Raw genomic sequence first — 23,461 nt, forward strand, 5'->3', positions numbered from 1 at the left:
CAATCAATAAAAATCCGCGGAGAGGTCTCCGCGGATTTTCGATTTTGCTGCAAGCCTAGCCTAGAAAATATGAACGTTCGTGGCCGCCGGCAAGCCGGTGCTCACATGTGCGAGGTCCACCTTGTCGGAGCCTGTACCATTTGCCGAGTACCAGAGCTCGTGGGTCGTATTGTTGAAGAAGAATTTGTTCGTGCTTGCACTTTCGTTCCAGGCGCTGGCGTTGTTCTCGGTCCCGCCGGTGACTGCCGATGACGTGAACTGGCCAGCCGTAAGGGCGTTTGAAACGCCCGTCGGCAGGCTCAGGCCGGCCACGTCGAGAAGGAGTGTATCACCGCTGTTGAAATCACTGATGATATCGTGGGCGGTCAGATTGAGAACAAACTTGTCGTCCCCACCATTGCCAGTGAGCGTCTCGTTGGTTGGTCCGGCGACAATGACATCATTGCCGGCCGTGCCCAGCAGGGTCGTGGTGCCATTGATGTTGATATTGATGGTGCTCGACGCCGTGTCGCCGTCACCGTCAATCGTCGACACGTTGAAGCTCAGATCCTCGGAGACGTTCGTGGTCGACGAAACTCCGACGCCAACCAGGTCGACCTTGCCGCTGCCTGTCACGTCCGTGAACTGGACAGTGTAGAGCTGCAGGCCGGCCGGCGCTGTGGGCGTCGACCATTCGGTGGCGACCGTGGTGTGGGTGGAAGGATCGAAATCACCGGATACCGATGTGATGGAGGCGGCGTGCACTCCGTCCCAATAAGATACGACGTAATGGATTTCGTCCCCGCCCTTGTAGTTGGAGAACGTGTAGTTCGCGACCGATTCGTTTGCCGGCGGATGGAACGCCGCATTGCCGACCGGACTGGCGATTGCGCCGCTCGTGAAATCGAACAGCAGCTTTTCATTGGGGTCGAAGTTATTGTTGTCGACGCCCCAACCGTTGGTAGATCCGTTCACACCGCCTTGGCTGCCGCCGGAGGTCGTTCCCGAAACAACCGCCAGTTGATCGGTGTTCGACGAAAGAACCTGCTCTTCCGATGGTCCCGAGCCGAAGGAAGATGAACTGCCGACATTCTGGATCGTTGTCTCCGTGAATGGCTGAAGCAATGTGAATAGGTAGTGACCGGTTGTGTCATCCAGATTCAGCGTGAAGATATTATTCGCTGCTGATGGGGCCGCACCGATATAGGCCGTCAAATTCTGTCCAAACGCGTCGATGGAATAGTGCACGGCCTGGCCATTGAACGTCAGGCCGGCCGGCGCCGTGTTTCCAGTCAAGGTGAAGTCATATGCGCCAAAACCATCGGCGCCGGAGAACACGGGTAGGTTACCTAGCACGGACATTCCCGCGTAATCGGCAATGATTCCATGCTCGATCGTGCCGAAACTCGGGCCGTCGTCGAGGAAGCTGATATGAGTGCTGATGTCGGCGGTGGCCGTCACATGATCGCCATCGGCGTCCGTCAACGTGACCGTCGCGCCGATCTTGCCGGCCGTCATCGTCAGCAGATCGTTCGAACTGGCGGTGCTGTTGTGGTGGAGCGAGAGATAGTCCGCCACATAGAGCTGACCGGTGATCGGATCGATGGCGATCGCGAAGGCCGTTTGGCCCGTCAGGCTGGGGTTGGCGGCATCGTTGCCCACAGTACCGATGATCCGGCCGCTGGCATCCAGCGACAGCGCGATCCCCGTGCCATCCGTCAATGTCAGGCCTGACGCAGCGCTGAGGACGCTCAACGCATAGGTCGTAGACCCCGCGCCGTCAGAGCCGAAGCTGCCGCCGGCCACCGTCAGGATGCTGCTCGCGCCCGTCGAGGCAAAGCTGAGCGCACCGTTGTCAAGTGACGCTGCCGACACGTCGGTGTCGACGCCCTTGTTCGCAACCGTGCTGAACAGCGCGGCGACAGTGCTGGCGGCACCGTTGAACGTGATCGCAGTGGAGCCGAGCACGTCGCTCGCGCCGCCGGTGGTCTGCACGCCGGGCGTCTCGTCCACGCCGATCGTAGCTGCGCTGACCGTCGCTGTCGGCGCCGTTGGGCCGCTATCCTGGATTATGAACACGCCGGTGCCGAGGTCGAGCGGCGTCGACACGCTGTCGCCGTCGGCATCGACGATGGTCTGCATCACCTGCAGCAGGTTGGCGCTCGAGAGCGTCAGCGTCGCCGCATCGTCCGAATTGTTCGGATCGGAGTGCCAGATGTTGTTGACCTGGGTGAAGGTCACGATCCCGGTTGCGGGATCAATGGTGATCGTGAAGTAGGTCGTCGCGCCAACCGAACCGGTGATGGTGTTGCCGGACTGGTTCAGCAGAATCTGCGCACCTTGTCCGATACCATCGCCGTCGCCGGCAGTCTTGTCGGTCGCATCGAGCGCATAGAGACCGGAGGCCACGTTCGAGCCCGTCAGCTTCAGCGTGTAGGTCGTCGAACCAGCACCGTCGCTGCCATAGCTACCGCCGGTGAAGTTGTCGGAGAAGTTCGCCGTCACGGAAACAAGCCCGTTCGGCGCCGTGCCGCCCGCGGTGTCGGTGCCAACAGGACGCGTCTCGTCCAGCACGAGCGTGTCGGTCGGGCCGGTCACCGTGCCGGCGGTCGGACCGCTGTCCTGGATCGTGAACACGCCGGTGCCGAGGTTCAGCGGCGTCGTCACGCTGTCGCCGTCCGCATCGGTGATGGTCTGCACCACCTGCAGCAGATTGGCAGCCGACAGCGTCAGCGTCGCCGCATCGTCCGGGTTGGTCGGATCGGAGTGCCAGATATTGTTAAGCTGGGTGAAGGTCACGATGCCGCTCGAAGGATCGATCGTGATCGTGAAGTAGTTGGTGCCGCCGACCGAGCCGGTGATGGTGTTGCCGACCTGGTTCAGCAGAATCTGCGCACCCTGTCCGATACCATCGCCGTCGCCGGCGGTCTTGTCGGTCGGATCGAGCGCATAGAGGCCGGAGGCCACGTTCGCACCGGTGAGCTTCAGCGTGTACGTCGTGCTACCAGCACCGTCGCTGCCGTAGCCGCCGCCGGTGAAGTTGTTGGAGAAATCCGCCGTCACGGTGTCGAGTCCGGTCGGCGCTGTGCCGCCCGCGGTGTCACTGCCAACAGGACGCGTCTCGTCCAGCACGAGCGTGTCGGTCGGACCGGTCACGGTACCTGCCGTCGGGCCGCTGTCCTGAATCGTGAACACGCCGGTGCCGAGGTTGAGCGGTGTCGACACGCTATCACCATCGGCGTCCGTGATGGTCTGCACCACCTGCAGCAACTCAGGGCGCGTCAGCGTCAGCGTCGCCGCATCGTCCGGGTTGTTCGGATCGGAGTGCCAGATGTTGTTGACCTGGGTGAACGTCACGATCCCGGTCGTCTCATTGATCGTGATCGTGAAGTAGGTCGTGCCGTTCGCCGAGCCGGTGATGGTGTCACCGACCTGGTTGAGCACGATCTGCGTTCCCTGTCCGATGCCGTCGCCGTCACCGGCGGTCTTGTCGGTCGGATCGAGCGCATAGAGGCCGGAGGCCACGTTCAAGCCCGTCAGCTTCAGCGTGTAGGTCGTCGACCCAGCACCATCGCTGCCGTAGCTGCCGGCGGTGAAGTTGTTGGAGAAGTCCGCCGTCACGGTGTCGAGCCCGGTCGGCGCCGTGCCGCCGGCGGTATCCGTTCCTGTGGGACGCGTCTCGTCCAGCACGAGGGTGTCGGTCGGGCCGGTCACCGTGCCGGCGGTCGGGCCGCTGTCCTGGATCGTGAACACGCCGGTGCCGACGTTGATCGGCGTCGTCACGCTGTCGCCGTCCGCATCGGTGATGGTCTGCACCACTTGAAGCAGGTTCGCGGCCGACAGGGTCAGCGTCGCGGCATCGTCCGGATTGGTCGGATCGGAGTGCCAGATGTTGTTGACCTGGGTGAACGTCACGATCCCGGTCGTCTCATTGATGGTGATCGTGAAGTAGGTCGTGCCGTTCGCCGAACCGGTGATGGTATCACCGACCTGGTTGAGCACGATCTGCGTACCTTGGCCGAAGTGGGTCGGGTCGGTGTCGGTCGGATCCAGCGCATAGAGACCGGAGGCGACATTCACGCCGGTCAGCTTCAGCGTGTAGGCCGTGTTGCCCGGGCCGTCGCTGCCGTAGCTGCCCGCCGAGAAGTTGTTCGAGAAGTCCGCCGTGACGGTGTCGAGCCCGGTCGGCGCCGTGCCGCCGGCAGTATCCGTTCCTGTGGGACGGGTCTCGTCCAGCACCAAGGTGTCGGTCGGGCCGGTCACCGTGCCCGCGGTCGGACCGCTGTCCTGGATGGTAAACACACCGGTCCCGAGATCGAGCGGCGTCGACACGTGGTCGCCATCCGCATCGGTGATGGTCTGCACCACCTGCAGCAGGTTGGCCGCCGACAGCGTCAGCGTCGCGGCATCGTCCGGATTGGTCGGATCGGAATGCCAGATGTTGTTGACCTGGGTGAACGTCACGATCCCGGTCGTCTCATTGATCGTGATCGTGAAGTAGGTCGTGCCGTTCGCCGAACCGGTGATGGTGTCACCGACCTGGTTGAGCACGATCTGCGTACCCTGCCCGAAATGGGTCGGGTCGGTGTCGGTCGGATCGAGCGCATAGAGGCCGGAGGCCACGTTCACGCCGGTCAGCTTCAGCGTGTAGGCCGTGTTGCCCGCACCATCGCTGCCGTAGTTGCCGCCGGTGAAGTTGTTGGAGAAGTCCGCCGTCACGGTATCGAGCCCGGTCGGCGCCGTGCCGCCTGCGGTGTCGCTGCCAACAGGACGGGTCTCGTCCAGCACCAAGGTGTCGGTCGGACCTGTCACCGTGCCCGCGGTCGGACCGCTGTCCTGGATGGTAAACACACCGGTCCCGAGATCGAGCGGCGTCGACACGTGGTCGCCATCCGCATCGGTGATGGTCTGCACCACCTGAAGCAGGTTCGCGCCCGACAGCGTCAGCGTCGCGGCATCATCCGGGTTGGTCGGATCGGCGTGCCAGATGTTGTTGACCTGGGTGAACGTCACGATCCCGGTCGTCTCATTGATCGTGATCGTGAAGTAGGTCGTGCCGTTCGCCGAACCGGTGATCGTGTCACCGACCTGGTTGAGCACGATCTGTGCACCTTGGCCGAAGTGGGTCGGGTCGGTGTCGGTCGGATCGAGCGCATAGAGGCCGGAGGCCACGTTCACGCCGGTCAACTTCAGCGTATAGGCCGTGTTGCCCGGACCGTCGCTGCCGTAGCTGCCGGCCGAGAAGTTGTTCGAGAAGTTTGCCGTCACGGTGTCGAGGCCGGTCGGCGCCGTGCCGCCCGCCGTATCCGTGCCGACGGGACGGGTCTCGTCCAGCACGAGGGTGTCGGTCGGACCGGTCACCGTGCCGGCGGTCGGGCCGCTGTCCTGGATTGTGAACACACCGGAGCCGAGGTTGAGCGACGTCGTCACGCTGTCGCCGTCGGCATCGGTGATGGTCTGCACCAATTGCAGGATTTCCGGACGCGACAGAGTCAGCGTCGCGGCGTCATCCGGGTTGGTCGGATCGGAGTGCCAGATGTTGTTGAGCTGGGTGAAGGTCACGATACCGGTCGAGGGATCGATCGCGATCGTGAAGTAATCGGTGCCGCCGACCGAGCCGGTGATCGTGTTTCCGACCTGGTTCAGGAGAATCTGCGCACCCTGCCCGAAATGGGTCGGGTCGGTGTCAGTCGGATCCAGCGCATAGAGGCCGGACGCCACGTTGGCGCCGGTGAGCTTCAGCGTGTAGGCCGAATTGCCCGGGCCATCGCTGCCATAGCTGCCGCCGGCGAAGCCGTTCGAGAAATCCGCCGTGACGCTGGCAAGGCCGGTCGGCGCCGTGCCGCCCGCGGTGTCGGTGCCGGCAGGCCGCGTCTCGTCGAGCACGAGCGTGTCCGTTGCGCCAGACAGCGCGCTCGCCGTCGGGCCGCTGTCCTGGATGGTGAACACACCGTTGCCGACATCGAGCGGCGTCGACACGTGGTCGCCGTCCGCATCGGTGATGGTCTGCACCACCTGCAGCAGGTTGGCCGCCGAGAGCGTCAGCGTCGCTGCATCGTCCGGGTTGGTCGGATCGGAATGCCAGATGTTGTTGAGCTGGGTGAACGTGACGATGCCGGTCGTCTCGTCGATCGTGATCGTGAAGTAGTTGGTGCCGCCGGCCGAGCCGGTGATGGTGTCACCGACCTGGTTCAGCAGAATCTGCGCACCCTGCCCGAAATGGGTCGGGTCGGTGTCGGTCGGATCCAGCGCATAGAGGCCGGAGGCGACGTTGGCACCGGTGAGCTTCAGCGTGTAGGCCGTGTTGCCCGCGCCGTCGCTGCCATAATTGCCGCCGGTGAAGTTGTTGGAGAAGTCCGCCGTCACGGTATCGAGGCCGGTCGGCGCGGTGCCGCCTGCGGTGTCGCTGCCGACAGGCCGCGTCTCGTCCAGCACAAGGGTGTCGGTCGGACCTGTCACCGTGCCCGCCGTCGGGCCGCTGTCCTGGATCGTGAACACGCCGGTGCCGACGTCGAGCGGCGTCGACACGCTATCGCCGTCCGCATCGGTGATGGTCTGCACCACCTGCAGCAGGTTCGCGGCCGACAGGGTCAGCGTCGCGGCGTCATCCGGATTGGTCGGATCGGCGTGCCAGATGTTGTTGAGCTGGGTGAACGTCACGATGCCGGTCGTCTCGTCGATCGTGATCGTGAAGTAGGCGGTCCCGCCGACCGAACCGGTGATCGTGTCACCGGATTGGTTCAGCACGATCTGCGCACCTTGGCCGAAGTGGGTCGGGTCGGTGTCGGTCGGATCCAGCGCATAGAGGCCGGAGGCCACGTTCACGCCGGTCAGCTTCAGCGTGTAGGCCGTGTTGCCCGCGCCGTCGCTGCCGTAGCTGCCGGCCGAGAAGTTGTTGGAGAAGTCCGCCGTGACGGTGTCGAGGCCGGTCGGCGCGGCGCCGCTGGCAGTGTCGGTGCCGACAGGACGGGTCTCGTCCAGCACCAACGTATCCGCCGCCGCGACCACCGTGCCGGCGCTCGGGCCGCTGTCCTGGATCGTGAACACGCCGGTGCCGACATCGAGCGGCGTCGTCACGCTGTCGCCGTCGGCATCGACGATGGTTTGCACCACCTGCAGCAGGTTGGCGCCAGACAGCGTCAGCGTCGCCGCATCGTCCGGATTGGTTGGGTCGGAGTGCCAGATATTGTTGAGCTGGGTGAATGTCACGATCCCGGTCGAGGGATCAATGGTGATGGTGAAATACGTCGTCCCGCCGGCCGAGCCGGTGATCGTGTTGCCGACCTGGTTCAGCAGAATCTGCGCGCCCTGCCCGATGCCGTCGCCGTCGCCGGTGGTCGTATCGGTCGCATCAAGTGCGTACAGACCGGACGCCACATTCGCGCCGGCGAGGTTCAGTGTGTAGGTCGTGTGGCCCGGGCCGTCGCTGCCATAGCTGCCGGGCGTGAAGTTGTTGGAGAAGTCTGCCGTTACGGAATCAAGGCCGGTCGGCGCCGTGCCGCCCGCGGTGTCCGTGCCAACCGGACGGGTCTCGTCCAGCACCAGGGTGTCGGTCGGGCCGGTCACCGTGCCGGCGGTCGGGCCGCTGTCCTGGATCGTGAACACACGGGTGCCGACATCGAGCGGCGTCGACACGCTGTCGCCGTCGGCGTCGGTGATGGTCTGCACCACCTGCAGCAGGCTGGGGCTCGACAGCGTCAGCGTTGCCGGATCGTCCGGATTCTTCGGGTCAGAATGCCAGATGTTGTTCGACTGCGTGAAGGTGACGATCCCGGTCGACGGATCAATGGTGATGGTGAAATACGTCGTCCCGCCGGCCGAGCCGGTGATCGTGTTGCCGGACTGGTTGAGGACGATTTGCGCGCCCTGTCCGATGCCGTCGCCGTCGGCAGTGGTCGTGTCGGTCGGATCCAGCGCGTAGAGACCCGAAGCCACGTTCGAGCCGGTGAGCTTCAGCGTGTAGGCGGTATGGCCGGGTCCGTCGCTGCCGTAGCTGCCGGACGTGAAGTCGTGGGAGAAGTCCGCCGTTACGCTGGCAAGCCCGCTCGGCGCAAAGCCGCCCGGCGTGTCGCTGCCAACCGGGCGCGACTCGTCCAGCACCAGCGTTTCGGCCGCGCCTTCCTTCTCGATCACCGTGCCGGCCGTCGGACCGCTGTCCTGAATTGTGAATACGCCCCCACCGAGGTTGATCGGCGTTGTCACGCTGTCGCCGTCCGCGTCAGTGATGGTCTGCACCACCTGCAGCAGGCTGGCGCTGGAGAGGGTCAACGTCGCCGCGTCATCCGGGTTGGTCGGATCGGCATGCCAGATGTTGTTGACCTGGGTGAAGGTCACGATCCCGGTCGTCTCGTTGATCGTGATTGTGAAGTAGGTCGTGCCGTTCGCCGAGCCGGTGATGGTGTCACCGGACTGGTTCAGCACGATCTGCGCACCCTGCCCGAAATGGGCCGGGTTGGTGTCGGTCGGATCCAGCGCATAGAGGCCCGAGGCGACGTTCGTGCCGGTGAGATGCAGCGTGTAGGCGGTGCTGCCGGCACCGTCGGCGCCGTAGCTGCCGCCGGTGAAATTGTTGGAGAAGTCCGCCGTCACGCTGGCGAGGCCGGTCGGCGTGGTGCCGCCCGCGGTGTCGCTGCCGACGGGGCGCGTTTCGTCGAGCACCAGCGTGTCGGTCGCGCCGGTCACCGTGCCCGCCACCGGACCATCGTCAAGGATCGTCAGATGCGAGCCGACGTCGACGCTCGCACTTGCCGACTGATTGTTGTTGTCAGTCACGGTGGCGGTCAGCGTGATCAGACCCGACGCCAGCGTGATCCCTTCATTGAAGTTGCCCGGTGTTGCCTCATGAACCGCGCGCAGATCGGTCAGCGTCACATGACCCGCGGTGTCAACCGAGACCGTGAGGACCAGATCGCCACTGATCGCCGTGCGGCCTTCCACGACGCCGGCCGCGTTGACCGTCAGCAGAACGTGCTGACCGGTCGCCGAATCGATCAGACCGGAATCTTCGTTCGGTGTCGTGACCGACAGCGCATAGGTCAGCGACTGCTGGCCGCCCGGTACCGTGACGTTGAACGACACCTGCACAGACGCGACCGTTGCCCCTGCTGGTCCGAGCCCCGAACCGGCGACACCATGGTTGGTGGCCGCGGTCAGGAAGCTCTCGTCGACAATCAGCGCCGACAGGGGGTTGCCCGAAATGGTCGGAGGCGGAGCAATGCCCAGCACGAAGCCGGTCGGCGGCACAGGGGTCACGAGGTTCGGCAACTCTTCCTGCGGCGCCAACACGTTGGTCGGCACAGGAGCTAGCGGATCAACCGCAAACGGGCGGAAATCCGCGCCGCTCGCCTGCGCGTTGCCGTTCGAGTTGCCGCCATTGTCGGCCGCCGGCAACACGGAGGCATCCGTGGTGATCGGAAACAGACTGGCGAATTCCTGGACCGAGACCTCGCGTCCCGGCGCCATCTCGATCGTGACATTCTTCTGTCCATCCGTACGGGAGTCGAAGAACGGCTCAACCGTGACGGTCGACTGGTTGTCGAACAGGATGATCAGCTTTTCGCCGACGTGGACCAGCGTGATCTTTTCATTGGCGATCGACGAAAAGTCGACCTTCACCTTCTGGTCGTATCCAAGATTGACGACCACCGCCTGATCGGTCAGCGGCTTGGTCAGCTTGTAAATTCGTACGGGAGCCGAATTGGTGGAATTGCCGGTGCCGGTTGCCTGAGCGACCTGAAACGAACCCTGCATTATCAACTCCGCAAAATGCGATTAGAGGAAAAGTTGTAGAAAAATTTAGTTTTAGGCTATTGTTAACCCTCCCCGCGGTCAAGAAATGTATTTGGTTAATCAATGCTTTCCGTCGAAGTGTGGTAAAGATCGGACAGGTCGAAGCAGAAAGAACAACGGCTTAGCGGGATTAACTTGGCCAAAGGCAGTATTTCCCCGGCCCCGTTCGTCCTTCCCGGCGATTTGGAGCAGCAGTCGATGCGTGTGATTCTTCAGGCGTGCGCCGCTGTCTTGATTTGGGGCTGTTTCGGCGCGGCCGCCGCGCAAGCCCCTGCACAACCTGTCCCCCAGGAGACCACGGTGGAGCGCCAGGTTCGCGCCCTGGCCAACCGGGACACCCAGATTGGCCTCTATCTCAACGTGTTACCTGATTGCACGTCGGGGCCGCTGCCGACCATCCGCCTGGTCACCGCGCCGGCTGCCGGAAAGGTTGTGGTGAAGTCGGCGAAGGCGAAGGCCACCAATTACAAGGCCTGCCTGGCGCTCGAGGTGCCAGCCTATGTCGCCTTCTACAAGGCGCCACCGGAATTTCTCGGCGACGACGCCTTGACTATTGAGGTCAAATATCAGGGCGGTCGAACCGAAATTCAGAAGATCACCGTCAAGGTGAGTGCACCAGGCGGGCAGCAGAAGATCTGATGGTGTTGCGGGCGGCCTGAGGCCCGCGCGCCGACCAATCGCCTTACAGCGGCTCGCCCTCGGCTTCGTCCTGCTGCAACGACACCTCGCTCGGTGCGGAGGCCGGCTGGCTGAGCGAAGCTCTATCCTCGTGGCAATCGCTGATTCGGCGGGCAACCACCCGGTCGGTCCGCGGCGCCTGACCAACATTGGTCTTGTTGACCTCGGTATAGGCCTCGTCGCTGAGAACCGTGATGACGGTGCTGACCGGCCCGAGATAGTCGCAGCGGTTGGAGAAGACGTATTTGTTGTTGATCTTTTCCGGCCGCGAAGAGTGGCAATTTCCAACGGACGGAGATGAGAAGGTCGCCTTCATCGCCTGGGTCGGATCGACACAGCGCGTCATTTCGCGCTCGAGCAGCGTTTGCCGGACGTTCGAGGACGAGGCGATTTCCAGCGTCCGCACGAAGCGCCACATCCCCTTTCGGAAGGTCGGTCCGCTGAATCCTTCCTCCGCCAGGGCGCTCGGGGAGGCGAGCACGAACACGGAAAGCGCGGTCACGACGCCAAGCGCGGATGCGAAGATCTTCGACGGGGCGAAGCCCTCACGCGATGTCATTTATTGAATCCCTAACCGGCCGATTGACGCGGATCGCGTGACTTCGCTTGAAGCACGTCCAACCTCACATCATTCAGGAGCATTTCGTGTTAAGACCCCGTAAATGCTTGGCCTTTGCTCGAAGTTCTCACGAGCTCTTGCGCCAAACACGGTGAATGCCCGGTTGCTTCAGGCCGGGGCAGCTTCGGCGCGAAAGGAAGCGCAGCGTCTGCGTCGTCGGGGACGAATGGACGCCTCGTCCGCCGCCACTGCCGTTTGATTGCCAGCTAATGCTGCAAAGCCGCCGCAGCGGACTTGTCAGTCTTGGCCTCGGACTTGGCCTCAATCTTGGCCGCGCTACCGTCGTCGCAGTCGCCGATCCTTGTCGCGACGACCGTGTCGGTCCGGGGATGCTCTCCGGTGCTGATCTCGTTCAGCTCGGTATAGGCCTCGTCGCTGCGCACGGTGATGACGGTGCTGACCGTCCCCATGTAATCGCAGCGGTGTCCGAAGGTGTATTGATTACCGACCTTCTCCGGCTTGTCCGAGACGCAGCTTCCGATCGATCCCGAGGCAAAGGTCGCCTTCATGGCGTGGGTCGGGTCGACGCAGCGCGTCGTCTCCGCGTTGACCACCCGATACTTGAAGTTCTTGTTGGCGGTCCTGACCACATCGAGCGTTCGCACGAAGCGCCACAGACCTTTGCGGAAGCTCGGGCCAGAAAAGGCTTGATCGCCCTGAGCCGGCTGCGCCGCCGCTGCCCGGCCGTTCGCCGGTTGAGGAGCCTGAGTCTGCGCATGAGCTGCCAGCGCAGGCAATGAGACAATCATCAGGGTCAGTAGCGAACGTGCAATGCCACCACGGAAGTCCATTCCCACCCCCGATGTCCGTCCGAATGCGTTCGTGATGCGATCCGGTCAGCGCATTGAAGCAATCTCCGGAACACGACTCAATACATCACACCACTTGCAGGGCGAATTGTGGCCAGTAAAGGTGCATTAACGCTACCGGGCAGCTTGCGGCCGAATTCAGACTTACTGCAGCAAACTTGCAACACCTGACACGCCATTCGCGATGGCGCCGGCCGATCTCCCCCGCACCACATTGGGCAGAGAGGTTTGACCTTGGAGGTTTTTTTTGCTCATTTAGCGCGAGATATTTTCTTCAATTACTTAGCCTATCGCTGGACGAGGGGGCACTGATGCGTATTCGGTTTGGCTACACGGTCGCAGGCATTTTGGCGTTGGGTGCAACGTTGTTCGGCAACTCCGGGCCGGCGGCGGCAGCGGACCTTGGCCTGGTCACAAAAGCACCGGTCGGCACCTGCACCGAGATTGTCTTCACCTGCGAGAACGGCCATCAATATCCGCTGTGCCCGCGCGCTGTGTCGGTCGAGGGCGAAGTGGTCACGGCCTCCCTGCTCACCGGCCGTGGCGGCGTCCATGTGCGGCACGTTCCGATGGGCGTCGGCTATCGCTATGCGGGCCGCGGCGTCTGGCTGGACGGCTTCCGGGAAAACGCGCTGCTCAACTTCGGCAAGCGCCACCAGGTGGCGTGCACCATCGCGCATTCATGAGTGCGCGCTCTGCGTCGCTGCAATGGGCGTGACGCAGAGCACCTCAAGCAGCCGAACTCTCCTCACCCCTTGGTGCGGAGCACGACGCGCGACGAGCGCGAGAACATATACGCCTTCGGATTGACGTAGACCGGGCAGTAGTCCTGCCACTGGTACAGCTGCCAATTCCATTTCCAGCAGCCCGATACGATCTGGGGCTCTTGCACGTAGTCCAGCCGGTACGGCGGATCGCCAAACGGATAGTAGTCGCCGCATCGCGCCGCCGTCGAAGACAGAACGACGATTGAAGCGGCCGCGGCAATGATCACAGAAAATGACTTGTTCATAACGCCCCTCGATCGAATGACGTGACCGCGCGAGAGTGCCAAATCCGCCGGTCGTTATCAAGGTGGCGGCCGCCTGCCGTAAGACGCCAACCGGCCGTCTACACCGCGCGATTCTGCGTCGGCGCCCGGCCGCCGCCATCGGCGACCAGCACCGCGCCGGTCACGAAGGACGCCTCGTCGGAGGCCAGGAACAGGCAGCACGCGGCGATCTCGGCGGGCTCGGCCATCCGTCCCAGGGCAATGCGTCGTTCGACGCCGCGAATCTCGGTATCGGCGGTGGTGCCGTTCTGGTCCGCGAGCAGCTGCATTTCATGGGCGCTCATCGGCGTGCGCACCCAGCCCGGTGCCACCGCATTGGCGCGGATGCCGTCGGCGCCGTGCGCGTAGGCCAGCGAGCGCGTATAGGCGACGACGGCCGCCTTGCTGGCGGCGTAGCTTGCGCTGTCCGGGCTGGCATTGAACGCGGCAACCGAGGCGACGTTCACGATCGCCCCGCCGCGCTGCCGGAGCAGCGGCAGGGACGCGCGACAGACGCGCATCGTCCCCGTGAGGTTGACGTCGAGCGTTTTGGCCCAGACCTCGTCGGAGACGCTGGCCGGCTGATCCGGCACGATCAGGCCGGCGGCGTTGACGACGACGTCGAGCCACGCGCCGCAGGCGGTGACGGCCTTTGCGATGTCGTCCGGCCGGGTGACGTCACCATGGACCGCCTGCCCGCCGCACTCCACTGCTGCGGCCTGAAGCTCGGCGTTGCCGAGGCCGAACAGCACGACGCGCGCGCCGCTCAACGCCAGCCGCGCCGCCGTCGCCCGGCCGATCCCCGTGGCTGCGCCGGTCACCAGCGCCGTCTTTCCGTCGAGCCGCGGCATCAGGGCATGATCCGGAAAAGTGGAAACCGGTTTTCCGAAAAGACCATGCTCATCTAGACTCCCCACTGCCGTTCGACGGCAAATCCGGTCTCCGGCAACGTCGAGCCGCCGTCGACGACGATGGTCTGCCCGGTGACGTATTTGGCCTCAGTGGAGGCGAGATAGAGCATCGCGCAGGCGATGTCGTCGGCGCTACCCATGTGCCCCATCGGAATGAAGCGCTCGAGCTTCGCCTTGTTCTCCGGCGCGCTCATGGTGCCGCGGCCCGGCTTTTCGATGAAGCCGGCCTCGACGCCGTTGACCGTGATGCCGTCGCGCGCGAGTTCGAAGGCGGCGCCGCGGATGAATGCGTTCACGCCGGCTTTCGCCGCCGAGTAATGCGCGCCGCCGCCCATCGCGACGCGCGCGGAGACCGAGGACGTCACGAGGATGCGCCCGAACCTGACGGCACGCATGTGCGGAATTGCGGCCTGCGCGAGCCAGATGCTGGCGTTGAGGTTCAGCGCCAGCGTGTCCTCAAGCTTGGCTTCATCAAGCTCTTCAAGCGATGACCACGGACAGCCGCCGGCATTGTGCACGACGATATCGAGCCGGCCATATTGAGCAGCGACGCGATCGACCATCGCGCGCAAGCTACTGCGGTCCAGGCGGTCGAACGGAACGCAATGCGCCGCGCGTCCATCGGCCACGAGTTCGCGTGCCAACGCCTCGGCCACATCAAGAGTCCGGTTGGCGATCACCACGGTCGCGCCCACCTGCGCGAACCTTCTCACCATGGCGGCGCCGATCCCCCTGCCGCCGCCGGTGACGATGGCGATGCGACCGTCAAGATTGAACGGAGGGGCCTGCATCAAATCGCTCCCGCGCCGCGAAGCAAATTGATGAACTGCGCCAACACCCTCGTGTGCTTGTCGACGTCGCGCGCGGAGGTCGCCGGACACATCAGCAGCATGGTGTGGAACGGGGTCACCAGAATGCCCTCATTGATGTAGAAGGCATGCAGCAGGGTCTCGAGATCGGGTTGCCGGCCCGCAATGACGTCGGCGCCGCTGCGTGGCGGCTGCGGCATGAACATGATCTCGGCGCGCGCGCCGATCTGCGTCACGTGCCAGGGCAGACCAGCCGCCGCGATCAGGCGGCGCGCTTCCTGCGCGAGCAAGGTCGCGGTTCCGATCATTCGCTCGTAATTCGCAGAGGTCAGCACCTTCTCCAGCACCGCGCGCATGGTCGCGACCGTCAGCGCGTTGCCGGCGAGCGTGCCGCCGAAGCCGAGATGCGCCGATTGCCGCTCGCGCGGATTGACGTGGGCAACAAGTTTCCAGAGCCGCTCGGCGATCTCCTGGCTGAGACCGAACACACCGGCAGGGATGCCGCCCGCGATCGCCTTGCCCGCGACGAAAATGTCGGGCTCGAGCCCATGGCTCTCCGTATAGCCGCCCGGTCCGCAGGACAGCGTGTGGGTCTCGTCGATGATGAGGACGGAGCCGGCGCGCCGGGTCAGCTCCCGCAAAGCCTGGTGAAAACCAGGATCGACCGGGATCATGCCGAAATTCGTCATCAGCGGCTCGGTCAGCACGCAGGCGACGTCGCCATGCGCAAGCGCCGCCTCGAGGCCTGCGACATCGTTGAACTCGACGACCCTGCTCACCGCATCATGATCGATGCCGTTGGGATGGATCATGTTGCGCAAGCCGACCCGGCCGTCGCGGATCTCGACATGCGCCTCCTCGACGCCGCCATGATAGCAGCCGGAGAACACCAGCACCTTTCGCCGGCCGGTGATCATGCGCGAGATGCGGATCGCGGCACGGTTGGCGTCGGTCGCCGACGTCGTCAGCGTCCAGTATTTCGGGCCGAAGCGGCGCGACAGCTCGGCGCCGACCCAGATACTGTCTTCCGTCGGCAGCATCATGGTTGCGCCACGCTTGAGCTGAGCGAGCGCGGCCTCGGTCACCGCCTCGGGCGCGTGGCCGCACATGCCGCCGGTGTCGCCAAGGCAGAAATCGATGTAGTCGCGGCCGTCGATGTCCCTGATATGCGCGCCCTGCGCCTCCTCGGCATAAACCGGGAAGCCGCCGGCCCAGCGCCGCATCCAGTGCGACGGGCCACCGTAAAGGTAGTGCTGCCTTCCCTCCTGCCAGGCTGCGGCCGAGCGCGGGTGCAGCGCGCGAAAGCGCTCCTGCTCGGCATCGAGCAGTCGGTTCAGAACGCCGGCGCGTTCGGCAGTTGCAGCTGTCATAGCGCGATCCAGGCGGTCTTGAGGTCGGTATAGGCATCGAGGGCGTGCAGCGACTTGTCGCGTCCGAAGCCGGATTGCTTGAAGCCGCCGAGCGGCACCGTGATGTCGGCGCCGCCATAGGCGTTGACGTGCACGACGCCGGCCTTGATGGCGCGCACCATGCGATGCGCCGTCGACAGACTTGCGGTCCACACCGCCGACGCAAGTCCATAGGGGGTCGCATTGGCGAGCGCTGTGGCATCTTCCTCGCCCTCGAACCGCGTCACTGCCAGCACCGGGCCGAACACTTCCTCGCGCCAGACCTGCATCGACGGCGTCACGTCGGTGAGGATCGCGGGCGCCATGAAGTTGCCGCCGCTCTCGACACGGACCTGCTCGCCGCCGATCAGTCGCTTCGCGCCCTCCGCTTCCGCATGGGCAACGGCATCCAGGTTCTTGCGCAACTGCGGCTTGCTCGAAATGGCGCCGATATCAGAGCTCAGTTCGAGGGGATCGCCGACCCTTAGTTTTGTGGTGGCGTCGAGCAGCTCGGCCATGAAGCGATCATAGATCGAGGACTGCACCAAGAGCCGCGATCCAGCCACGCAGACCTGCCCGGAGTTTCGGAAGATGCCGTTCGCGGAGACCTTGGCCGCATGCTTGATGTCGGGCGCGTCGGCGAACACGACGTTGGGCGACTTGCCGCCAAGCTCGAGATGGACGCGCTTCAGGTTCGATCGCGCCGAGCATTCCAGGAGACGCCGGCCCACCGCACCCGAGCCGGTGAAGGCGAGCACATCGACATCCATGTGCAGCGCGAGCGCTTCGCCGGCCGATGCGCCGCGGCCGGTGACGACGTTGAGCACGCCGTCGGGCAACCCCGCCTCGGTCGCGAGCTCGGCAAGCCGCAGCAGCGTCAGCGACGCCAGCTCCGGCGGCTTGACCACGACCGAATTTCCGGCGGCGAGCGCCGGGCCGATCTTCCACGCTCCGATCATCAGCGGGAAATTCCACGGCACGATCACGCCGACGACGCCAAGCGGCTCGCGATGCACGAGCCCGAGCACATCGCCTGAGGTCGGCGCGATCTCGCCATAGACCTTGTCGATCGCCTCGGCGTAGTAACGGATGGTGCCGGCGGCCGAGAGCGGCTCGGCCTTGTAGGCCATACTGATCTCGGTGCCGTTGTCGCGCACGCCGAGCACCGCAATCTCGAGCGCGTGCCGCTCGATGAGATCGGCGAACCGCAGCAACACCTTCTTGCGCTGCGCCGGCGCCGCGCGCGACCAGCTGCCCTGCTCGAAGGCCTGCCGCGCGTGTCTTACCGCGGCGTCGACATCGGCCGCATCGCCGTCAGCGATGCTGGTCAATACCTGGCCGTCGATCGGCGACACGACATCAAGCCGTGCCTCTCTGATCGCCGGTGTCGGCCGGCCGCCGATGAAGAGCTGCTGGGCCGGAATGACGGCCGCGCGTAGTCGATCGATCTGGGCTTGCTGCATGCGAGATAATTGTGACGATGACAAAAGCGGCTTCCAAGCGAGACCGCTGGCACGGCGCAATCCTCGCCAAATCAAGGCTTTGGCAGCAATCAACCGATAGGTGGATGTCACGGCAAGGCGCGTCCCCATAGCGTGATCGCACGATGGCCGAGCGCTCCGCCTGCGTTATGCAAACCGGTTGTCACCATCCCTTACGCCTGCCGGCGAGCCGAAGGTCATGCCTGAGATGACGCAGCCCCGCATTCTCCTGATCGGAACGGGAGACACCAAGGCCGACGAACTGCTGTTCATGAGCGAGTGCATCGCGCGCGCCGGTGGACGAACCATCATGATGGACATCAGCGTGCTCGGGGATCCGCCGTACCAGGCGGCACATGACAAGCACGCGGTGGCGGCCGCCGCACAAACCACGATCGAGGCGATCGCATCGAGCGGCGACGAGAATTCCGCGATGTCACTGATGGCAGTTGGCGCCGCCAATCTGGCGCGCGCGCTCGCGGAGCGCGATGCCATCGACGGGGTGATCGCGATCGGCGGCACGATGGGCACCGACCTTGCGCTCGACGTCGCGCAGGCGCTGCCGCTCGGCCTGCCGAAGCTGATCGTCTCGACCGTCGCCTTCTCGCATCTGATCCCGCCCGAGCGCGTCGCCGCCGATCTGATGATGATCCTGTGGGCCGGCGGCCTCTACGGCCTCAACGGCACCTGCACCGCCGTGCTGTCGCAGGCCTGCGGCGCGATCGTCGGCGCCGCCAGAAGCGCAATCAGGCCGCGCAAGGACCGGCCGGTCGTTGCGATCACCTCGCTCGGCAAGAGCTGCCTGCGCTACATGGTCGAGCTCAAGCCGCAGCTCGAACGGCGCGGCTACGAGGTGGTCGTCTTCCACACCACCGGCATGGGCGGCCGCGCGATGGAGTCGATCGCCACGCAAGGCGGCTTTGCCGCGGTGCTGGACCTCAGCCTGCAGGAGGTCGCCAACCAGCTCACCGGCTCGGTGGTCAATTCCGGCGCCGACAGGCTGGAGAATGCGGGCAGAGCCGGCATTCCGCAGATCGTCGCGCCCGGGGCGATCGACATGGTCGACTTCCCGGCATGGCTTGGGGTTCCGAACGAGCTGTCGGATCGCCCGTTCCACGCGCATAACCGGCTGCTTGCATCGGCGACGTCGGGATCCACCGATCGCCAACGGATCGCCCGCGCGATCGCTGAAAAACTGTCCCAGGCCAACGCTCCCGTTGCCTTCGTGCTGCCCGCCGGCGGCATCCAGCAATGGGATCGCGAAGGCGAAGCCTTGCACGATCCCGACGCCCTCGCCGCCTTCGTCGACGCCATGCGATCGGCGATCAAGGCGCCGGTCGAGCTGCACGAGATCAAGGATCACATCAACAGCGCCGCATTCAACGAAACGGTGCTCGGCATCTTCGACCGATGGGTCGCTGCCGGCATTGTCCCTCGCGGCCGCACCACGGTTGCCGCATGAGGAGGCCGCGTACCCAGGCGCTGGTGCTCGACTTCGGCGGGGTGATCTCGAAGACATTGTTCGAGACCCATGACCTGACCGAGCGCGCGCTCGGGCTCGCCCCGTGCACGCTGAAATGGCTCGGACCGTTCGCACCCGACAGCGATCCGCTCTGGACGAGCATGCAGCGTGGCGAGATTTCGGAACGCGACTACTGGCTCATCCGCAGCCGCGAGGTCGGGCGCCTGGTCGGCGAGGACTGGCGCGACATGGAGACCTTCGTGAAACGCGCGCGCGGCGCCGATCCCGACACCGTGATCCGCCCCGAGGCAGCGCGCGCGATCACCCTCGCCGCCGATGCCGGGTTCCGGCTCGCCATCCTCTCCAACGAGCTCGACCTGTTCTACGGCACCGATTTCCGCAGCCGTCTCTCCATCCTCAAGCGCTTCGACACCATCGTCGATGCCACGCATACCGGGATCCTGAAGCCCGACCCCCGCGCCTATCAAAGCGTGCTGGACGAACTGGCACTGGAGGCAGACAATTGCGTCTTCGTCGACGACCAGCGCCGCAACATCGCAGGCGCCGCCGCGTGCAACATGCGCACGGTGCTGTTCGATGTGCGCAATCCTGCCGCGTCCTACAGCGAGGCGCTGCGGCATTTCGGGCTGCAATTCGACTAAAGCGCTTTCGAGCGAAGTGGTACCGGTTCGCGTGAAGAAAGCGCATCAAAACTGGAATCTGGAGCCCCGTCCCGATTCCATCGGAACGGAAAAGGCTCCGGCCGGACAGGGAACGATCATGCGCGACAGAAACTTCCTGGTTGAGAACAACGCCAAGCCGATCTGGCACCCGATGGCCCATCCCGCCGAGATGCGGGCGCAGCCGCCGCGGATCGTGATGAAAGGCGAAGGTGTTGAAGTCACCGACATCGATGGCAAGACCGTGATCGATGCGGTCGGCGGATTGTGGAATGTCAATCTCGGCTACAGCTGCGATCCGATCAAGCAGGCGATTGCGGACCAGCTCAGCGCGCTGCCGTATTATTCCGGCTTTCGCGGCACCTCATCCGGCCCCTCGATCGAGCTCGCCTACGAGCTCACCGAATGGTTCAAGCCGGAAGGCATGGTGCGCGCCTTCTTCACTTCGGGCGGCTCGGACTCGGTCGAGACCGCGCTGCGGCTCGCGCGGCAATACTGGAAGATCAAGGGCCAGGCTGACCGCACCAAGTTCCTGGCGCTGAAGAAGGGCTACCACGGCACCCATTTCGGCGGTGCCTCCGTCAACGGCAACGCCAATTTCCGTCGCAACTATGAGCCGATGCTGCCCGGCGTGTTCCATATCCCCGCGCCGTCGACCTATCGCAATCCCTTCAACGAGACCGATCCCGCAAAACTCGCGCAGCTGTGCGCGGCGGCGATGGAGGAGGAGATCGCGTTCCAGGGCGCCGACACCATCGCCGCCTTCATCATGGAGCCGGTGCTGGGGGCCGGCGGCGTGATCGTGCCGCCGGACAGCTTCATGAAGCTGGCGCGTGAGATCTGCGACCGTCACGGCATCCTGATGATCGCGGACGAGGTCGTCACCGGTTTCGGGCGCACCGGCGCGTGGTCGGGTTCGCGGCTCTGGGGCGTGAAGCCCGACATGATGACAATGGCCAAGGCGATCACCTCGGGCTATTTCCCGCTCGGCGCGACGCTGATCGGCGAGCAGATCGCGGAAGCCTTCGAGGCCGACACGACCACGTTCGGCTCGATCGGCCACGGCTACACCTATTCCGGCCATCCGGTCGGCTGCGCCGCAGGCCTTGCCGCACTCGCCGAGACCCGCCGCCTCAAGCTGGACGAGAATGCCGCCGCGCGCGGCGAGGACCTTGCGCGGGCGCTTGCGGCGCTCAAGGCGAAGCACGCGCTGGTCGGCGACGTCAGGGGCAAGGGCTTGATGGCCGCACTCGAACTGGTCGCCGATCGCGACAGCAGGAAGCCCGCCGACAAGAAGACGATGGCGAAGGTTGCCGATGCCGCCTACGAGGCCGGCGTGATGCTGCGCGTCTCCGGCAACAACCTGATCCTGTCCCCGCCCCTGATCCTCACGGCAGCGGATGTGAGGCGGATCGCCGAAGGGATCGACGCCGGGCTCTCAGCGGCCGGTTGACAGCGCGCTCACACAGGCCATGGCGCGCTCGAACAGGGCGCCATCAGCCTTGTCGCGGTCGAGGCAATCGGCCAGCGATATGGCCGACATCGTCTGATCGGTGCAGAAGACGCGCATGAAGTCGGCCGCCAGCGTGACCTTGCGCGGCGCGGATTGGCGCTCCCAATCGTTGCTGCTCAGATAGAGCAAGGACGCGTCGTCAACGCTGCTCTCGGCCGCCGCGCCGGCAGCAACCGGCCCTGCCGCCAATAGCGCCAGCAGCGCGCCGGCCACCGCCCCGATGCGATGCGCGCGCCCGCTCATTTCGTCTCCCTGGCATTCACCATCGGCGGCACGTCGAGCGCGGGATTGCGATCGAAGAAGTTGAACGGACGCAGCCGGAAGCCGTGCCACAGGCCGGGCATGACAGGCCAATCCTCGGCGCGCGGCACGTGGCGGAAGCCGACCGTGTACCACAGCACGAGGTCGCGGTCCTCGATCGGCCGCTTCGCCGCCGTCCATTTCGGCAGGCCGTCGACCTCGGGATTTCCGTTCGGATACATGCCCGCGGCGTAGCGCTCGTCCTTGGCGTAGGCCGAGGTCCACAGCGTGTAGGCGCTGAAACCGGCACGCAGCTGGATCGGATCGTCCTTGGCGAGCAGCGAGACGTCGGAGTGGCCGGGCATCAGCTGATAGCTTGTGCGATAACCGCGGCCGTTGGTCCTGCCCGTGCTCTCGACCCTGAATTGCGCCGCGTTCAGCGGCATGGTGATCGGCCCTTCGGTCGCAACCGGCCTGGTGTCGACCTGCCAAAGGCTCTTGCGCTGACCCTGCTCCAGCCGGCGGACATTGAAGCGATCCTCGACCAGCCGGTTCGAGGTGCCGTCGACGTCCATGTCGATCCGGAACGTCATGTAGTGATCGTGATTGACCGCGAGCAGCCGTTCGTCGACCAGCGTCCCAAAGGCGGTATCCTGCGCGGCCGTCGGGTCGCTCAGTGTCTTGCTCGCGACGCCCTTGGTGGCATCGATGCCGTAGGCGCCGAGCCGCACATCGATATTGCCGGCACGGTCGAACACGTAGTCCACCAGATAGTCGTAATTGCCGACCACCGGCGCCATCCGCACCACCAGCTCGTTGTTCGGCCGCACCTCGGCGGTGTTGTTGATCAGCTCGCTGTGGCGCCAGATCGGGTGGCCGGTCGGGCGCTCGAAGATGCACACCGCGCCCTTGGAAACGACCGGCGCACCCTTGGTATCCGAGATCGTCAGGTCGAGATAATGCGCGCCTTCGGGACAATCCACGCCGCGCTGCAACTCGCTGGAGAGCACGCCGAAGCCGTACTCGCCGATGTCCATATAGGCGCGGAACGACCAGGTCGGCGCCGGATCCATGTAGGGCACGAACATCTCGCTCGCCGAAATCTGGTAGGCGATGTCGCGGAGCGTGCCGTGGTCGTCGTAGCGGATCAGCGACAGCACGGCGCCGACGCGCGGCTCGAGACGGACATGGAACGACCAGTTGTCCCAGCGGACCTGACCGCCCTCCACCTTCACATTGCTGCCTTCGGGCGCGGCGATCTCGATCGGCTTCGGCGGCTTGCGATATGTTCCGGAGTCGGCATAGGCGTGCGAGGGCGTCTGCGGCGGCGGCGGCACCACGCCGAGATCAGTCACCGACAGCACCGTCTTGCTCTTGAGATCGACCTGGGCGAACAGGTTCTCGATCGGCTTGCCCCAGAGATTGTTGGCGGCGCCCGTGGTGTCGACACAGGGAACGTTGAGCAGGCGGCGGCCTTTCAACGCCGGATCGGTCACTGGACCCACGGTCAGCGGCAGGCACAGCACGTTGCGGAAATCGGTGATGCTGCGCTTGGCCATCGCGGCGATCCAGCGCGGATCCTGCTTCGGCAGATCGCCGGCGGAGATCAGCTCGTCGATGGTCAGCGCAGCCTCATGATCCCTGACTTCCTGCCAGCCGAGCAGGCTGCGCGCGGCGAGATCGACATGGGCCTCGTAGAGATGCCCGCCGCTCAGCAGCGTCGCGCTGGCCCGGCGCGTGAAGGGCTGTCCGGGCTTCCACGCCCGCACCTCGTCCTTGGGATCCTCCTCGACCGACATCGAGACGACCCGCGCCGAATCGTCGAGCTTGCCGGCGCCGCGCAGGATATCGGAGACCGAGCGGATTTCGTCGGTAGTGAGCCCGTCCAGCGGGTGCGTTGCGGCCGCCTGCGGCCACATCCGCCGCTCGGCCTGCGCCGGCAGCGGCGCCGCCAATGTCGCGACCACCAGACCGGCCACTGCCCACACGCCATGCCTGAAAATCAGAGCCATTCCGCCCTCCACTCAAAGCCAGAACTGTCAGAATACAAGCAACGGTGGCGACGTGAAGGCC

The 23,461-nt window shown here is 64.8% G+C and carries 15 protein-coding genes; 5 read left to right on the forward strand and 10 right to left on the reverse strand.

The genetic code is table 11. The features are described 5' to 3' along the window. Positions 1 to 60: 60 nt before the first annotated feature. Positions 61 to 9,729, reverse strand: coding sequence for an S-layer family protein (locus J2R78_RS00660; RefSeq protein ID WP_253609348.1), 9,669 nt, complete (start codon positions 9,727 to 9,729; stop codon positions 61 to 63). A 174-nt stretch (positions 9,730 to 9,903) separates the two neighbouring features. On the opposite strand from J2R78_RS00660, the gene J2R78_RS00665 reads away from it, so the two are divergent. Further along, complete coding sequence (locus J2R78_RS00665) at positions 9,904 to 10,407, forward strand: hypothetical protein (protein ID WP_253609349.1); 504 nt, start codon at positions 9,904 to 9,906, stop codon at positions 10,405 to 10,407. A 43-nt stretch (positions 10,408 to 10,450) separates the two neighbouring features. On the opposite strand, the gene J2R78_RS00670 is transcribed toward J2R78_RS00665, so the two are convergent. After that, positions 10,451 to 11,005, reverse strand: a complete 555-nt coding sequence (locus J2R78_RS00670) for a DUF3617 family protein (RefSeq protein WP_253609350.1) — start codon at positions 11,003 to 11,005, stop codon at positions 10,451 to 10,453. 266 nt (positions 11,006 to 11,271) lie between these two features. Then, entirely contained in the window at positions 11,272 to 11,856 is a 585-nt protein-coding gene (locus J2R78_RS00675) for a DUF3617 family protein (protein ID WP_253609351.1), read from the reverse strand. Between the two features lie 329 nt (positions 11,857 to 12,185). Here J2R78_RS00675 and J2R78_RS00680 point away from each other — a divergent pair, with 329 nt between their 5' ends. After that, complete coding sequence (locus tag J2R78_RS00680; protein WP_253609352.1) at positions 12,186 to 12,560, forward strand: hypothetical protein; 375 nt, start codon at positions 12,186 to 12,188, stop codon at positions 12,558 to 12,560. 62 nt (positions 12,561 to 12,622) lie between these two features. On the opposite strand, the gene J2R78_RS00685 is transcribed toward J2R78_RS00680, so the two are convergent. From J2R78_RS00685 to J2R78_RS00705, 5 genes are all read right to left on the reverse strand, one after another. After that, positions 12,623 to 12,886 carry a hypothetical protein gene (locus J2R78_RS00685; RefSeq protein WP_076826182.1) on the reverse strand — a complete coding sequence of 88 codons (264 nt, stop codon included), beginning with the start codon at positions 12,884 to 12,886 and terminating at the stop codon, positions 12,623 to 12,625. A 98-nt stretch (positions 12,887 to 12,984) separates the two neighbouring features. Further along, positions 12,985 to 13,755 carry an SDR family NAD(P)-dependent oxidoreductase gene (locus tag J2R78_RS00690; RefSeq protein ID WP_253609353.1) on the reverse strand — a complete coding sequence of 257 codons (771 nt, stop codon included), beginning with the start codon at positions 13,753 to 13,755 and terminating at the stop codon, positions 12,985 to 12,987. A 53-nt stretch (positions 13,756 to 13,808) separates the two neighbouring features. Continuing rightward, positions 13,809 to 14,606, reverse strand: coding sequence for an SDR family NAD(P)-dependent oxidoreductase (locus J2R78_RS00695; RefSeq protein ID WP_253609354.1), 798 nt, complete (start codon positions 14,604 to 14,606; stop codon positions 13,809 to 13,811). Next, positions 14,606 to 15,994, reverse strand: a complete 1,389-nt coding sequence (locus J2R78_RS00700; RefSeq protein WP_253609355.1) for a transaminase — start codon at positions 15,992 to 15,994, stop codon at positions 14,606 to 14,608. Before J2R78_RS00700 ends, J2R78_RS00695 begins: the two co-directional genes overlap by 1 nt. Continuing rightward, positions 15,991 to 17,475 (reverse strand): aldehyde dehydrogenase, encoded by a 1,485-nt coding sequence (locus J2R78_RS00705; RefSeq protein ID WP_253609356.1) that lies wholly within the window; start codon positions 17,473 to 17,475, stop codon positions 15,991 to 15,993. The genes J2R78_RS00700 and J2R78_RS00705 overlap by 4 nt, the downstream gene beginning before the upstream one ends. 217 nt (positions 17,476 to 17,692) lie before the next feature. On the opposite strand from J2R78_RS00705, the gene J2R78_RS00710 reads away from it, so the two are divergent. The 3 genes from J2R78_RS00710 (at position 17,693) to J2R78_RS00720 (ending at position 21,088) form a co-directional block, all read left to right on the forward strand. Then, on the forward strand, positions 17,693 to 18,955 hold the full coding sequence (locus J2R78_RS00710) for a Tm-1-like ATP-binding domain-containing protein (RefSeq protein WP_253609357.1): 1,263 nt from the start codon (positions 17,693 to 17,695) through the stop codon (positions 18,953 to 18,955). Continuing rightward, positions 18,952 to 19,617 (forward strand): HAD family hydrolase, encoded by a 666-nt coding sequence (locus tag J2R78_RS00715; RefSeq protein ID WP_253609358.1) that lies wholly within the window; start codon positions 18,952 to 18,954, stop codon positions 19,615 to 19,617. Before J2R78_RS00710 ends, J2R78_RS00715 begins: the two co-directional genes overlap by 4 nt. A 118-nt stretch (positions 19,618 to 19,735) precedes the next feature. After that, positions 19,736 to 21,088, forward strand: a complete 1,353-nt coding sequence (locus J2R78_RS00720) for an aminotransferase class III-fold pyridoxal phosphate-dependent enzyme (RefSeq protein ID WP_253609359.1) — start codon at positions 19,736 to 19,738, stop codon at positions 21,086 to 21,088. On the opposite strand, the gene J2R78_RS00725 is transcribed toward J2R78_RS00720, so the two are convergent. Both J2R78_RS00725 and J2R78_RS00730 read right to left on the reverse strand, forming a co-directional pair. Then, positions 21,074 to 21,391, reverse strand: a complete 318-nt coding sequence (locus J2R78_RS00725; RefSeq protein ID WP_253609360.1) for a hypothetical protein — start codon at positions 21,389 to 21,391, stop codon at positions 21,074 to 21,076. The two genes, J2R78_RS00720 and J2R78_RS00725, sit on opposite strands and share 15 nt — an antisense overlap. Continuing rightward, a complete protein-coding gene (locus J2R78_RS00730) occupies positions 21,388 to 23,400 on the reverse strand; it encodes a tyramine oxidase (RefSeq protein ID WP_253609361.1) in 2,013 nt (670 codons plus the stop codon). The genes J2R78_RS00725 and J2R78_RS00730 overlap by 4 nt, the downstream gene beginning before the upstream one ends. Between the last annotated feature and the right edge of the window lie 61 nt (positions 23,401 to 23,461).

Source organism: Bradyrhizobium sp. USDA 4538 (genome assembly GCF_024171045.1).
GTDB classification, from domain to species: Bacteria; Pseudomonadota; Alphaproteobacteria; order Rhizobiales; family Xanthobacteraceae; genus Bradyrhizobium; species Bradyrhizobium australafricanum.

Bases quoted from the DNA above. Each gene is read 5' to 3' on its own strand.
- J2R78_RS00725 (WP_253609360.1), bottom strand. From the start codon at position 21,391: ATGAGCGGGCGCGCGCATCGCATCGGGGCGGTGGCCGGCGCGCTGCTG.
- J2R78_RS00720 (WP_253609359.1), top strand. From the start codon at position 19,736: ATGCGCGACAGAAACTTCCTGGTTGAGAACAACGCCAAGCCGATCTGG.
- J2R78_RS00715 (WP_253609358.1), top strand. From the start codon at position 18,952: ATGAGGAGGCCGCGTACCCAGGCGCTGGTGCTCGACTTCGGCGGGGTG.
- J2R78_RS00695 (WP_253609354.1), bottom strand. From the start codon at position 14,606: ATGCAGGCCCCTCCGTTCAATCTTGACGGTCGCATCGCCATCGTCACC.
- J2R78_RS00680 (WP_253609352.1), top strand. From the start codon at position 12,186: ATGCGTATTCGGTTTGGCTACACGGTCGCAGGCATTTTGGCGTTGGGT.
- J2R78_RS00670 (WP_253609350.1), bottom strand. From the start codon at position 11,005: ATGACATCGCGTGAGGGCTTCGCCCCGTCGAAGATCTTCGCATCCGCG.
- J2R78_RS00700 (WP_253609355.1), bottom strand. From the start codon at position 15,994: ATGACAGCTGCAACTGCCGAACGCGCCGGCGTTCTGAACCGACTGCTC.
- J2R78_RS00705 (WP_253609356.1), bottom strand. From the start codon at position 17,475: ATGCAGCAAGCCCAGATCGATCGACTACGCGCGGCCGTCATTCCGGCC.
- J2R78_RS00660 (WP_253609348.1), bottom strand. From the start codon at position 9,729: ATGCAGGGTTCGTTTCAGGTCGCTCAGGCAACCGGCACCGGCAATTCC.
- J2R78_RS00685 (WP_076826182.1), bottom strand. From the start codon at position 12,886: ATGAACAAGTCATTTTCTGTGATCATTGCCGCGGCCGCTTCAATCGTC.
- J2R78_RS00675 (WP_253609351.1), bottom strand. From the start codon at position 11,856: ATGGACTTCCGTGGTGGCATTGCACGTTCGCTACTGACCCTGATGATT.
- J2R78_RS00690 (WP_253609353.1), bottom strand. From the start codon at position 13,755: ATGCCGCGGCTCGACGGAAAGACGGCGCTGGTGACCGGCGCAGCCACG.
- J2R78_RS00730 (WP_253609361.1), bottom strand. From the start codon at position 23,400: ATGGCTCTGATTTTCAGGCATGGCGTGTGGGCAGTGGCCGGTCTGGTG.
- J2R78_RS00710 (WP_253609357.1), top strand. From the start codon at position 17,693: ATGCCTGAGATGACGCAGCCCCGCATTCTCCTGATCGGAACGGGAGAC.